The 13,248-nt window shown below is 68.8% G+C and carries 12 protein-coding genes; 8 read left to right on the top strand and 4 right to left on the bottom strand.

The window, feature by feature from the left end; all coding sequences use genetic code 11:
• Positions 1 to 58: 58 nt before the first annotated feature.
• From ACZ5IK_RS27045 to ACZ5IK_RS27030, 4 genes are all read left to right on the top strand, one after another.
• Entirely contained in the window at positions 59 to 1,594 is a 1,536-nt protein-coding gene (locus ACZ5IK_RS27045) for a tannase/feruloyl esterase family alpha/beta hydrolase (protein WP_465490277.1), read from the top strand.
• A 352-nt stretch (positions 1,595 to 1,946) separates the two neighbouring features.
• Positions 1,947 to 3,290, top strand: a complete 1,344-nt coding sequence (locus ACZ5IK_RS27040) for an alpha-lytic protease prodomain-containing protein (protein WP_465490235.1) — start codon at positions 1,947 to 1,949, stop codon at positions 3,288 to 3,290.
• Positions 3,275 to 3,916 carry a sigma-70 family RNA polymerase sigma factor gene (locus ACZ5IK_RS27035; protein WP_465490234.1) on the top strand — a complete coding sequence of 214 codons (642 nt, stop codon included), beginning with the start codon at positions 3,275 to 3,277 and terminating at the stop codon, positions 3,914 to 3,916. The genes ACZ5IK_RS27040 and ACZ5IK_RS27035 overlap by 16 nt, the downstream gene beginning before the upstream one ends.
• Positions 3,913 to 4,914 carry a LysR family transcriptional regulator gene (locus ACZ5IK_RS27030; RefSeq protein ID WP_465490233.1) on the top strand — a complete coding sequence of 334 codons (1,002 nt, stop codon included), beginning with the start codon at positions 3,913 to 3,915 and terminating at the stop codon, positions 4,912 to 4,914. The genes ACZ5IK_RS27035 and ACZ5IK_RS27030 overlap by 4 nt, the downstream gene beginning before the upstream one ends.
• Before the next feature lie 160 nt (positions 4,915 to 5,074).
• On the opposite strand, the gene ACZ5IK_RS27025 is transcribed toward ACZ5IK_RS27030, so the two are convergent.
• From ACZ5IK_RS27025 to ACZ5IK_RS27010, 4 genes are all read right to left on the bottom strand, one after another.
• Entirely contained in the window at positions 5,075 to 5,323 is a 249-nt protein-coding gene (locus ACZ5IK_RS27025; RefSeq protein WP_465490232.1) for a hypothetical protein, read from the bottom strand.
• A gap of 574 nt (positions 5,324 to 5,897) precedes the next feature.
• Positions 5,898 to 6,920, bottom strand: coding sequence for a hypothetical protein (locus ACZ5IK_RS27020; RefSeq protein WP_465490231.1), 1,023 nt, complete (start codon positions 6,918 to 6,920; stop codon positions 5,898 to 5,900).
• On the bottom strand, positions 6,917 to 7,567 hold the full coding sequence (locus ACZ5IK_RS27015) for an alpha/beta fold hydrolase (RefSeq protein ID WP_465490230.1): 651 nt from the start codon (positions 7,565 to 7,567) through the stop codon (positions 6,917 to 6,919). The genes ACZ5IK_RS27020 and ACZ5IK_RS27015 overlap by 4 nt, the downstream gene beginning before the upstream one ends.
• 9 nt (positions 7,568 to 7,576) lie before the next feature.
• Complete coding sequence (locus ACZ5IK_RS27010) at positions 7,577 to 8,584, bottom strand: hydroxyacid dehydrogenase (RefSeq protein WP_465490229.1); 1,008 nt, start codon at positions 8,582 to 8,584, stop codon at positions 7,577 to 7,579.
• Positions 8,585 to 8,766: 182 nt separating this feature from the next.
• Between ACZ5IK_RS27010 and ACZ5IK_RS27005 the strand changes: the two genes are divergently transcribed.
• Genes ACZ5IK_RS27005 through ACZ5IK_RS26990 form a run of 4 tightly spaced genes read left to right on the top strand, consistent with a single transcriptional unit; the run spans position 8,767 to position 13,238 of the window.
• The gene (locus tag ACZ5IK_RS27005) at positions 8,767 to 10,095 is read left to right on the top strand and encodes a sugar ABC transporter substrate-binding protein (RefSeq protein WP_465490228.1); all 1,329 of its coding nucleotides are present in this window, start codon (positions 8,767 to 8,769) and stop codon (positions 10,093 to 10,095) included.
• A complete protein-coding gene (locus tag ACZ5IK_RS27000; protein WP_465490227.1) occupies positions 10,092 to 11,048 on the top strand; it encodes a carbohydrate ABC transporter permease in 957 nt (318 codons plus the stop codon). Before ACZ5IK_RS27005 ends, ACZ5IK_RS27000 begins: the two co-directional genes overlap by 4 nt.
• The gene (locus tag ACZ5IK_RS26995) at positions 11,045 to 11,911 is read left to right on the top strand and encodes a carbohydrate ABC transporter permease (RefSeq protein ID WP_465490226.1); all 867 of its coding nucleotides are present in this window, start codon (positions 11,045 to 11,047) and stop codon (positions 11,909 to 11,911) included. Before ACZ5IK_RS27000 ends, ACZ5IK_RS26995 begins: the two co-directional genes overlap by 4 nt.
• A gap of 25 nt (positions 11,912 to 11,936) precedes the next feature.
• Positions 11,937 to 13,238 (top strand): alpha-L-fucosidase, encoded by a 1,302-nt coding sequence (locus ACZ5IK_RS26990; protein WP_465490225.1) that lies wholly within the window; start codon positions 11,937 to 11,939, stop codon positions 13,236 to 13,238.
• Positions 13,239 to 13,248: the final 10 nt, after the last annotated feature.

Raw genomic sequence — 13,248 nt, 5'->3', positions numbered from 1 at the left:
CGGCGTCCACAGGATGTAGACGTCCTGTCAACACGATCGGCCTAGCTTCGGGAACGTGATGAGACGCAAGAAGATGTTCCTCGCGGCGGCCCCCTTGGCCGCCCTGCTGCCGCTGGTGCTGACCTCGGTCACCCAGACGGCGCCCGCCGAGGCGGCGACGTCGTCATCGTGTGCGGCCGTCCCCGTTCCGGCACCCGCGGGCGCGCGGATCGAGTCGGTCCAGGCGGCGGCGAAACCCGCCCAAGCCGATGTGCCCGCCTACTGCGAAATCACCGTCACGCTGACCCACGGGTCGGCGGGCGACCACGTCAAGGTCGCCGTCGCGCTGCCCCTGACCGGGTGGACCGGCAGGCTCCAGGCGGTCGGCGGCAGCGCCTACACCGCCGGTGACTTCGGCGCGCCGCTCGTCCAGGCGGTCAAGGACGGCTACAGCGGCGTGACGACCGACGCCGGTGTCCCCCTGACCTTCCTCGACACCTCGTGGGCGCTCACCGACAAGGGCGAGATCAACAAGCCGCTGGTGACGAACTTCTCGACCCGTTCCGTGCACGAGGCCGCCGTCATCGGGAAGGACGTGACTCAGAAGTTCTACCAGCGAGCCGTCTCCTACTCGTACTGGAACGGCTGCTCGACCGGCGGTCGTCAGGGCTACTCCGAAGCGCAGCGGTATCCCGGGGACTTCGACGGGGTCCTGGCGAACGCGCCCGCCGTGCACTGGGCGGAGTTCGCGGTCGCGACCCTGTGGCCGCAGGTCGTGATGAACCAGGACAAGACCTTCCCCTCGGACTGTGTCTTCTCCGCCTTCCGGCAGGCCGCGATCAAGGCCTGTGACGGCCGGGACGGGGTCACCAACGGCATCGTGGACCGGCCGGACGAATGCGGTTACGACCCCCGCTCGCTCGTCGGCACCAAGGTGCACTGCGGCGACAAAGAGGTCGTCGTCACCGCGGCGGACGCCGAGGTGGTGCGCAAGATCTGGGCAGGCCCGACCGACGAACACGGACGGCGGCTCTGGCCGGGTCTCCCCAAGAGCGCGGAGTTCGGCCCGGTGACGAACGCCCCGGGTTTCCCAGTGGCCTTGGGCTGGGTTCAGACCTTCCTGAAGAAGCAGCCTGGGTTCGACGCCTCGAAGATCACCTATCGCCAGTTCGCCGAGCTGTTCCGCCAGTCGGTGCGGGAGTACGACGACGTCATCGGGACCTCGGACCCCGATCTGTCGGACTTCCGCCGGGCGGGCGGCAAGCTGATCACCTTCGTGGGCACGGACGACCAGTTGATCCCGCCGGGCGGCACGCTGCGGTACCGCCACGAGGTGGAGCGCGAACTGGGCGGCCCGAAGCAGGTCAACGAGTTCTACCGGCTGTTCCTCGCCCCGGGTGTCACGCATTGTGCCGGCGGCGCGGGTGCCGCGCCGACGAACGCGCTGGGCGCGCTCGTCGACTGGGTCGAACATGGCAAGGCGCCGTCGACCCTGCCCGCGGCGAACGGCGACAAGACCCTCACCCGCGATCTCTGCCCGTATCCGCAGGTCTCGCGGTACCGGGGCCACGGTGATCCCGCGGTCGCCTCGAGCTACCGCTGCACCGCTCGCTGAGGTCCACCACACCCGTGTCCGTCGTGCCGGCGCCCCCTCCGGCACGACGGACACTTCCTCACCCTGTGAGAAGTTCCGGCGCACCCTTTGCCCTACCCCTCAAAAGTACGGTATTGACGTCTGGGGCACCGCGGCGAACCGAATCGGACACGACGGACATCCCGATTTTCCCAGCGGATGAAACCTTTGCGCGGCAACGGAATTACCGGCAGGATCACCATGCCGGACCGTCATATCACCCCACGCTCAAGCCGGGGGGTATGACCCAAATGGTATGTACCAGTCACGTGATGCGCCTCGTACGGTCGGGAACGAATCTCCCTCCCCCGCCAGTTTCGAGGAAAGCGTTGACATGAATAGAAAGATCCTCGCCGCCACAGCCGCGGCCATAACCGGGGCAGGCTTGCTGACCGCCATCGCGCTCACCCCCAGCGCGAGTGCCGGTCAGCAAGCCACCCCGGCCGACCAGGCACAGTCCGAAATGCTCGCCGCCCTGTCGCGCGACCTGAAGATCAGCCCGGAGCAGGCCAAGCTCCGGCTCGCCAGCGAACAGCGCGCCGCGGTCACCGACAACACACTGAAGAAGCAGCTCGGCACGTCATACGCCGGATCCTGGCTCGACGCCACCGGAACCACGCTCACCGTGGCGGTCACCGACGCCGCACAGGCCGACCTGGTCCGCGCCGCGGGCGCGACCCCGAAGACCTTCGCCCGCAGCGCCGCCGACCTCGACACGGCGAAGCTGCGGCTGGACGCCAAGTCCACCAAGGCACCGAAGACCGTGCCCGGCTGGTACACCGACGTCATCACCAACTCGATCGTCGTGCTCGCCAACGCCGGTGGCGAGGCCGCCGCGAAGTCGTGGGCCGCCGAGTCCGGCGTCCAGGCCGACCTGATCCGGGTCGAAGCCAGCACCGAGAAGCCGCGTGCGCTGATCGACATCATCGGCGGCAACGCTTACACCTTCGGTTCGGGCCGCTGTTCCATCGGATTCCCGGTCGAGGGCGGCTTCGTGACCGCGGGCCACTGTGGAACCACCGGAACCCGTACCTCGAACCCGAGCGGGACCGTCGCCGGATCCAGCTTCCCCGGCAACGACTACGCCTGGGTCCGCGCCGACGCGGGCAACACCCCGCGCGCACTGGTCAACCGCTACCCCGGCACCGTGCCGGTCGCCGGTTCGACCGAATCCGCGGTCAACTCCTCGGTGTGCCGCTCCGGCTCCACCACGGGCTGGCACTGCGGCACCATCCTGCAGAAGAACACCTCGGTCACCTACCCCGAGGGCACCATCACCGGCCTGACCAGGACCAACGTCTGCGCCGAGCCCGGTGACTCCGGCGGTTCGTGGATCAGCGGCGACCAGGCGCAGGGCGTCACCTCCGGTGGCTCCGGCAACTGCACCTCCGGCGGCACCATCTACTTCCAGCCGATCTCGGAGATCCTGAGCGTCTACAACCTGCGGCTGATGGTCACCGGCGCCCCGCCCACCAGCACCACCACGCCGACCACGCCCACCACGCCGACCAGCCCGACGACGTCGAACCCGCCGGGCGGCACCTGGGCGCCGTACACCTACTACGGCTCCGGCGCGACCACCACCTACGGCGGTAGCACCTACCGCGTGATCCAGCCGCACACCTCCATGCCCGGCTGGGAACCGCCGAACGTGCCCGCGCTTTGGGAACTCGCCTGACCTGGACCGCCCCCGGCGAACTCACCTCGCCGGGGGCGGCTCCTCCCCGTGACAAAGGCGCGCTGACGGCGGATCTCGAATCCCTCGTCCCCCGCGCCCGTCGCGGCGACCCCGCCGCGACGAACGAGTTGATGAACATCGTCCAGCCGGTCGTCGCGAGCTACTGCCGGAGCCGGATGGGCGGATCCGACGTGCGCATGATCGCCGCCGAGGACGTCGCGCAGGAGACCTGTCTCGCCGTGCTCACCGCGCTGCCCACCGCCCGGGTCACCGGCGGCTCCTTCCTCGCCGCCGTCCTCGGGATCGCCGCCCGGAAGGTCGCCGCCGCCTTCCGGGGGCGAGCGCGGGACAGATCCGAACCCACGCCCGATCCGCCCGACCGTGCGACACCCGAGGCCGACGAGCCCGAGTGGCAGGCCCTCGCCGCCGACGGTCACGAACACCTGAACCGGTTGATGAGCGCCCTGCCCGACATCCAGCGGGAGATCCTCCGGCTGCGCATCACGGTCGGCATGTCGGCGCCCGAGACGGGCGCGGTCCTGCGGGTGAGCCCCGGCCTGGTCCGGGTCGCCCAGCACCGCGCACTGCACAAACTCCGCACGATCATCAGCGAGGACGACCGGTGATCAGTCCCCTGATCGGCCCTGGAGACGGCCATACTTGGCCGGTGGAAATCGACGTCCGGCATTTGCGCCTCCTCGACGCGATCGCGTCGGCGGGCAGCATCGCGAAGGCCGCGAGCTCGCTCGGACTCTCCCAGCCCGCCCTGAGCGCACAGCTCCACCGGGTCGAGCGAGCACTGGAACGGACGGTGTTCGAACGGGACCGCAACGGCGTGCGGCCCACCGCGCTGGGCGAGGTGCTGCTGAACCACGCGCGGCGGGTCCTGGCCGCGGCGGACGACCTCGACCTGGCGATCCGCCGGTTCCACAGCGCCCCGGCCGACGGTCTGCTCCGGATCGGCGCGCTCCCGACGGTCTTCGCAGAGACGTTGAGCGGCGTGGTCGCCGCGGCCACCCCCGGCCGCCCGGTCGAACTGCTCGCGCTGACCAGCAGAACGGCGTTGTTCTCCGCGTTGCTCGACGGCACGGTGGAACTGGCGCTGTACGTGGATCACCCCGGCCAGGAACTCGTTCCGCCGGACGGCGTCCACGTGCTCCCGGTCGGGACGGAGCCGGTCTTCGTGATCGTGTCCCCGGAACATCCCGTCGCCGGTCAAGGCGAGGTGTCCCTGGTGGAGCTCGCCGGGTCGGCCTGGCTGGCGGTGGCGGGCGGTGACTACGAGTTCCACGACCATCTGACGGACCAGTGCGCCCGCGCCGGGCTCGGCACGATCACCGTGCAGGAACTGGAACCGATGGTGCTGCGGCAGGCCGTGCAACGCGATCCGCGCGCGGTGGCGCTCGCCCAGTCCCTCGATTCCGGTTCCACGATGCCCGGTTCGGTGGTGGCCCTGCGAGGTGTGCCGCTGAGGACACGGCATCTCCTGCTGTGGCGCGACGGCTCAGCGATCGACGTCCCGGCCGTCCGGAGTGGACTGGTGCGCGCGATCACCGAGCTGGCCGCGATCCGGCATCGGCTCCCCGAGTGGGCGGCCGCCAACCCCGGCTGGCTCGGCACCTGACCGCGCTCCCCCGAACGAGTCCACAGTGGTCGTCCACTGTGGATTTCCGGCGAGCCAGGAACGGTACGGATCCGGGGTTTCCATGACGGCGTGCTGTGCGCGGACGAGTTCTTCCCACAGCACACGGACGGCGTCTTCGGACAGCGGGCCGCGTTCTTCTTCACTGTTGGATGCAATCGAGTCCGACAAGACCGAAGGGAGTCAGGACGTACTGGCAGATATGAGTCGCGTACGCGGCCCCCGTCTCCGCGCAGTAGACGGGCGTACCGAGCAGATCGACAGCGCATGTGGCGTAGAACTGATTCGGCTTCCCGGGGACTTGCTCCGCCATGGCCGGTGACGCGGTGATGGCACCCGCGGAGACCAAGAGCGTGAAGGTGGCCGCCACGGCGGCGATACGAGACTTCATCGTGCTCTCCTTTACTTCCGCCCCCTGCTCGATGTCTCTGGTATTCCCCGGATCCCGCCGGTTCACCTGGACATCACCGGAACGTGTCACGGTGACATACACCGATGACGACGTCCGACGGGCTCCGCGATCCCGTCGCCGTCCTAGCGTGGTTTCATGCACGCTCCTGGGAAGTTCGCCCTAGCCGCCGTTCTGCTCACCGCCGCCTGCGGTGCTCCCCTCCCGCCGTCGACCGGTCGCCCACTCCCGTGGTGCCGCTGCCGTCGCAGCCGGCACCCGCGGTGATCCTCGACGAGAAGACCGTGAACTTCGTCATTCCGGTCCACAGTGGACACCACTGACCGTCGCCGTTTCGCGGCGACGAACCGACGGCGGTGACCCAGGTACGTCAGCGCTTGATCAGGTGGGGAGTGAAGGCCTCCTTGCCTACTGTGAGGGTAGGGAAGGAGGCCTTCACGGATTGCCCGTCCTCGCGCCCTCTTCGAGGTTCCAGGTCAGGACGCACCGTCGCCGTTTCGCGGCAACAGGTCACCCGACTCGCCAAGGCCCCGCAGTATAGGGCGTTATACGACACCTAACCCCGAGACCAGCCGCCAGGAGCCGCGCTCACCCGGTCATGGATCGCGCGCAGCCAAGGCTGCCGGACAGCCGGAAGCCGAGCCAAGGTGTGCAGGAAGACGTCCGTCGAAGGACTGAGGAATCCAACCGGGTGCTTCGGCAGCGGGTCGTCCCGCAGGACGCCGTCCGGCATGGCCCCGCTGACGGGAGCGGTCACCGGGTCGTGGCCGAAAGCGAGCCACGTCCACACTTCGGCCGCCACCGGCACCACGTCGGCGGCGACGGAATGTGGCCACGGCCGCCCGGTCACCGGATGCCGCGGTACGAGCGCGATGTCTTCGGCGTCCGGCAGGCCCGGTCCAGCGAGAGCCAGTGTCCGGCGCGCCGGACCGGACGTGAGCAGGCCGAGCGTCGGTTCGAAGATCGCGGCGACGAGGCCACCGGGGACGCCGATCGCCCTGCCGCCGGACACCGCGACCAGATGCGCCAGCGCGTCCCCGACGGCCGCTTCCCAATACGGGCTCCACGCTCCCCCGGGCTCGACCGGCGGCACACCCTCGAACGTCCAGTCGAGCGTTTCCGGAGGCTCTCCGGCAGGCTCGCACCTCACGGCGTCCGGGACGAAGCGCACCACCTGCCAGTACGAGCAGTCGTCGATGCGGGTCCCCACCTCCAGACCGCATCGGGCACAGGCGAGGTTGGGGCCGTCTCGGCCGTCCACTCCGTAGCAGTAGCCGCCGCAGCGCTCCGGGATCAGCTCGGTTCCGCGGGTGTCGCCCGGCGCCAGCACGATCGATCCGGCGGGCCCGTCCGAAAGCAAGCCGTTCGGAGCGAAGATCCCGCGGGCTTTGGCTTCGGTCTCGTTCCACGGCCGCTTCGGCGCGCCGAACGGCTCGGGATCGACGGCGTAGGTTCCCGACGGCATGAGCGGCGGAAGCAGCATGTCCCCATAGCGGTTGTGGGCGAGGACCGGGAGCGCCACCCGCGAGACCGGGACGCTCAGCTCGGCGGCGCACCGCGCGCACGCGAACACGGTCACCGGCCTGCCCCCAGGAAGTCCCCCACGACCGCCGCGAACTCCTCCGGCTTGGCCGAGTGCACCCGATGCCCGGCGTCCCCGATGGTCACCAGGCGGCAGTCGGCGATCAGCCCGCTCATCCGCTCCAGCGACTCGCGCGTGACGTGGCTGGTGGGCCCACCGCTGACCAGCAGGGTCGGCGCGGTGATCGCGGCGAGGCGCTCCCACCAGCGGGGGTCGGGCGTGCGGAGCTCGGTCATGATCGGGTCGATCAGCCGCCAGTCGAACGGCAGCGGTTCGGGCGGCTCCGGCGTCGGGGGTAGTGGCTCCTTCACCGAGGTCGGAGGCGGCGGGGCGTCCTCGACGACCAGCCGCCGCACGCGTCCGGGAAGACGATGGGCGAGCAGTACGGCGACCCGCCCGCCCATCGAGTGTCCCACCAGGTCCGCCTGGTCCCCGAGAAGATCGGCCACGTCGTCGGCCATGGCTTCGAGCGAGTACTTCTCCGCCCACGGGCTGTCGCCGTGTCCCGGCAGATCGACAGCCAGGACACGGCGCCCCAGACGCGAGGCGAAATCGTCCCAAGTGCCGGATTTACTGCCCAAGGCGTGCAGCAGGACCACGGGGACACCGGTTCGTGGACCGGTGTCCCGGAAGGCGAGTGTCACCTCGCCAGACTAGGCCCGCAGGTGAGCCCGGTCCGGCGCGACCGCGTGCTGAAGCGGCTGTCCGAGCACGAACCGCCGCAGCTCCCGCGCGACGAGCTCGCCCATCCGCGCGCGTTCGGCGCCCAGCGCGCCCGCCAGATGCGGGGTGAGGACGACGTTCGGCAGCGTGTACAGCGGCGAGTCCGGCGCGGGCGGTTCGGGCCAGGTGACGTCGAGGATCGCCGTGAGGTCCGGCCGTTCGCTCAGCACGGGGACGACCGACGGCTCGTCGACCACGGCTCCGCGGGCGGTGTTGATCAGGGTCGCACCGATGCCCATCCTGGCCACCAGCTCCCCGTTCACCAGCCCCTCGGTCTCCGGCAGCAGCGGCGCGTGCAGGCTGACCACGGCGCTCGTGACGAACAGCTCGTCCAGCTCCACCAGCCGCACGCCGAGTTCGGTGGCGGCCGCGGCGTCGACGACGGGGTCACTCGCGAGCACTTCCACGTCGAAACTCCGCAAATGGGACGCGACGAGAGCGCCGATCTCACCGAGACCGAGGAGGCCGACCCGGGAGCGGTACGCCCCGGCGACCCTCGGATCCGGCGGGTAAGCCTTCCGTTCCCGGATCTCGCGGGAGATCCGGTGCACCTGCTTGAGTCCTAAGAGGACCTGGGCCAGGGTGAACTCGGCGACCGGGACGGCGTTCGCGGCCGCGGCGGACACGATCGGGAGCTCGCGAGCCCAGAACTCGGGCGTCGTCAGCGGCCGGACCGATCCGGCGGCGACGAGGACGGCGCGCAGGTCCGGCGCGTGTCCCAACAGGACCGAGTCCAGTACCGGCGCTCCCCAGCCCGAGAGCAGGATTTCGACGCCTTCCATGGCCGCCGGATCCTCCGCCAGGCGCTCGCGGGTGAGCGGCTCACGCAGGTCCACCAGCGTCCCGATCTTCTTGCGCACCGCCTCGGGGTAAACGTCGTCGCGGCGGCGTTCCTCCATCACGAGAAGCGCCGTCGGGCGGTGTTGCAGCTCGGTCATCCCTACCTCCGTCGGCGACCATACATCGGATGCTTAAGCCGGTCCACGCGCGGCGAGTGCCACGCAGAGGCGAACCCGGCCGATTGAAATTCGTAATCATCGGACCATTGACCGGACGCCGGGAAAGCGCTTACCGTCCCCACCGGAGTAGACAGCGTGGTCCACAGTGAACAGGAGATGCGATGCGGAAATCGCGGTGGATCGGCGTGGGACTCACTGTCTCAGCGCTGGTCCTTTCGGGCTGCTCGGCAGGCCCCGCCGGAACGAACGTCGCGCAGGACACCAAGACACCCTTGGAACTGTGGACCCGGACGACCCCCGGCGGCGCCGGCGAGCAGGCCACCAAGCGGCTCGCGGAAGCCTTCGAGAAGGCAACCGGTTTCAAGGTGCAGGTCACCGCGATCTTCGATGACTTCGAAACGAAGCTGGCCCAGCGCGCCGCCCAGCGCGACCTGCCGGACATCGTGATGAACGACGTCACGCAGCTGGGCACGCTGAAGAGCCAGGGACTCGTCCGCGAGGTCGAACAGGGCAAGATCAAGCACGCCTCGGAGCTCACCGAGCAGGCGCTGAAGTCGAACCAGACCGCGGACGGCAAGCTCTACGGCCTGCCTTACAGCGCGCAGGCTTCGGCGCTGCTGATCCGCAAGGACTGGCGGGAGAAGCTCGGCAAGGGCGTGCCGCAGAGCTGGGCCGAACTGGCGGATCTCGCCAAGGCCTTCACCACCGGCGATCCCGACGGCAACGGCAAGAACGACACCGCCGGGCTGACCGCGACGCTGTCGACCAAGCGGGGCTACGCCTCCTGGTACTTCTCCAACTTCCTGTGGGCGGGCGGCGGCGACTTCATCACCGAAACCGGTGGTGGCAAGTACAAGCCGTCGATGAGCACGCCCGAATCCGTGGCCGCGGTGCAGTGGTTCCGCGACCTCGGCTGCAAGGACAACGTGATCCAGCCCGGTTCGGTCACCATGCCGACCCCGGCGACCAACGAGACCTTCGAAGCGGGCAAGGCCGGGATGTACGTCGTCGGCCCGTACCTGTTGCCGCGGTTCGACAAGTCGCTCGGCAAGGACAAGTACGAGGTCGTCCCGATGCCGGCGGGCGCCAAGAACGCCGACGTCCTCGCCGAGGGACTCTCGATCTACATGATGGCGGGCTCGCCGAACCAGGCCGGGCAGGACGCCTTCGGTGACTTCGCGATCTCGGCCGATGGCCAGAAGATCGGCATGGAGGGTGAATCCGCCTTCATCGTGCAGCTCCCGGTGAACAAGAACGTCGACATCACCCAGGTCCGCTCGGACCCGCGCTGGAAGACCTACGCCGAGATCTACGCCAAGTCCGGTCACTACGCGCCGTCCATCCCGAACTGGACACCGGTCCGCCAGGACACCGCCGACACGGTCAGCGCGCTCGTCGCCGACTGCAAGCTCGACACCAAGGCGGAACTGTCCAAACTCGACACCAAGCTCACCGCGACCTTGCAGCAACAGGGGATCAGCGCGTCATGACCGTAGATCACGCCAAGCCGGCGGCCGTCGGCGCGGACCGTCCCGCGCTCAAGCGGACGCCCGCGCCGAAGGCCCGCAGGCGCAGCGACCGCGACGGGAAGTGGTGGACGCCGTGGCTGTTCCTGGCCCCCGCCCTGATCCTGTTCGTGTACTTCAAGTTCATCCCGATGATCACCGCGGTGACGATGTCCTTCCAGGACGTCCAGCCGTACCTGGGCAACCAGTGGGTCGGCGGGGAGAACTACAGCACCGTCCTCGGTGACGAGGCGTTCCACTCCGCGATCTGGCACACCGTCGTGATCGCGATCGGGCAGACCGTGGGGTCGATGGTCATCGGCCTCGCGCTCGCCCTGCTGATGGAGGGCCAGAGCAAGCGGTTGAAGTTCCTGCGGTCGGCGGCGTTCCTGCCGGTGGTCGTGCCGATCGCGGTGGTCGCCGAACTCTGGCGGATCATGTACCACCCGACCGAGGACGGGATGCTCAACTCCATCCTCGGCATGGTCGGGCTGGGCCCGTCGGGCTTCATCAACGATCCCGACACCTCGATGATCTCGGTCATCATCACCGGGATCTGGCGCGGCGCCCCGTACGACATGATGATCTTCCTCGCGGGTCTGGCGGGCATCGACCGGGGGCTCTACGAAGCGGCCACTGTGGACGGTGCCTCCCGCTGGCGCAAGATCCTCCACGTGACGCTGCCGGGTCTGCGGTCGGTGTTCTCGATCCTGTTCGTGCTCGCGGCGATCCGCGGCCTGCGGGTGTTCACCGAGGTGTTCCTGCTGACCAACGGCGGGCCGAACGGCTCGACCGAAGTGGCGATGACCCTGATCTACAAACTCGGACTGGAACAGAACCGGCTGGGCGTCGGCGCGGCGGGAGCGGTCCTGCTGTTCCTCGCGACGCTCGTGCTGACCCTGTTCGTCCAGGTGCTCCGACGGAGGCGAGACGCATGACCGCGGCCAACGATTCAGCACTCGGCCTCGACGCCGTCAAGTCGCCGGGCGGGCGGATCCTGAAGTACACCGTGTACGCCCTGCTGCTGGTGGTGTTCGCCGGCCCGCTGCTGGCGCTGCTGGTCAGCGCGTTCAGCGACGTGTCCGACCCGACGGCGCTGAGCGTCATCCCGTCGAGCCCCACCCTGGACAACTTCGGCATCGCGTTCGACCACGGCGTCGGGATGTACCTGCTCAACTCGTTCCTGGTGGTCGGCTTCGGCCTGCTGCTGCAGGTCGTCATCTCGGTGCTGGCCGGATACGCGCTGGCACGCAAGAAGTTCCGCTTCATGACCTTCGTGCTGGTCGCGATCCTGGCGACGCTGATGCTGCCGGAGGAGATCCTCGCGATCCCGCTGTCGCTGATCCTGTCGGATCTGCCGCTGGTGCACATCAACCTGATCGGCAGCCTCGCCGGGATGATCGTGCCGCTCGGCGCGTGGGCGTTCTCGATCCTGGTGATGACCGAGTTCATGAAGGACGTCCCCCGCGAACTCGAAGAGGCGGCGCGGATCGACGGCGCCGGGGACCTGCGGATCTTCGCGCAGATCATCCTGCCGATGTGCAAGCCCGCGCTCGGCGTGATCGGTGTCTTCGGCTTCACGATGATCTGGGACCAGTACCTGCTGCCGATGCTCGTTTCGTCCGACGCCTCGACCTACACGCTGCCGCTGGCCCTGCGCACTCTGCGCATCGACGCGGACGTGACGCCCGGCGTGATCATGGCGGCGTCGCTGCTGGCGCTGCTGCCCTCGGTCGCCGCGTTCCTGTTCTTCCAGCGTTCGTTCGTCCGCGGGCTCGCCTCGGGCGCGCTCAAGGGCTGACCCAAAATCAAGGAGCGATCCTGAAGTGAGTTCCACCGCCTGGTTCACGCACGACCGGTTCGGGATGTTCGTCCACTGGGGCCTGTATTCGCTGGCCGCGCGGCACGAATGGGTGCAGAACCGCGAAGAGCTGACCGACGAGCAGTACCGCGTCTACTTCGATCACTTCGAGCCGGACAAGTACGACCCGCGTTCCTGGGCTCGGACCGCGAAGGACGCGGGTATGACCTACGTCGTGCTCACCACCAAGCACCACGACGGTTTCTGCCTGTGGGACAGCGATCTCACCGATTTCAAGGTGACGAACACGCCCTACGGCAAGGATCTGCTCGGCCCGTTCGTCGACGCCTGCCGCGAAGAAGGAGTCAAGGTCGGCTTCTACCACTCGCTGATCGACTGGCACCATCCCGCGTTCCCCGTCGACGGCACCCATCCCCGCCGTGACGACGCGGAGTACATCGCCGCGCACCAGTACGCCGACATCGCCGAGTACCGGCTCTATCTGCACGGCCAGGTCCGCGAACTGCTCACCCGCTTCGGCACGGTCGACTACCTGTTCTTCGACTTCTCGTACCAGGGCCGCAAGGAATGGTGGGGCGGCAAGGGACCGGACGACTGGGACTCCCCCGGCCTGCTCGACCTGGTCCGCGAACTGCAGCCCGGCATCCTGGTCAACGACCGCACCGGCATCCCCGGCGACTTCATCACCCCGGAGCAGTACCAGCCGTCCGGGCCGATGACCCGCGACGGCGTCCCGGTGGTGTGGGAGGCGTGCCAGACCCTCAACGGCAGCTGGGGTTACGACCGCGACAATCTCGACTACAAGAGCCCCGAGCTGCTCATCAGGATGCTGGTCGACGGCGTGTCCAAGGACGGCAACCTGCTGCTCAACGTCGGGCCGAACGGCCGGGGCGAGATCGATCCGCGAGCGCACGCGGTCCTCGCCGAACTCGGCCGCTGGATGGACCGGCACGAACGCTCCATCCGCGGTTGTGGTCCCGCCGAGTTCACCGCCCCCGCGGACGGCCGCTACACCCAGCGCGGGGACCGGCTGTACCTGCACCTCTTCAGCTGGCCCATGAACCACGTCCACCTGCCGGGGATGGCCGGGCGGGTGCGCTACGCCCAGTTGCTCGACGACGCCTCGGAAATCCGGCAGGTGCACACGGATCCCGGGCAGACCGCACAGAACACCCAGATGGGCGGGCAGCCGGAAGGCACGCTCACCCTCAAGCTCCCCATCCGGAAACCGGACACCCCGGTCCCGGTGATCGAGTTGTTCCTGAACACAGAGAGCCCCGCCGCCGCCACCCTCCCCACCGATTGAGCACGGAGGC

This window comes from Amycolatopsis sp. NPDC031561, assembly GCF_055580625.1.
Note: the sequence above shows the minus strand (reverse complement) of the source record. Positions and strands in the feature narration are given on the sequence as shown.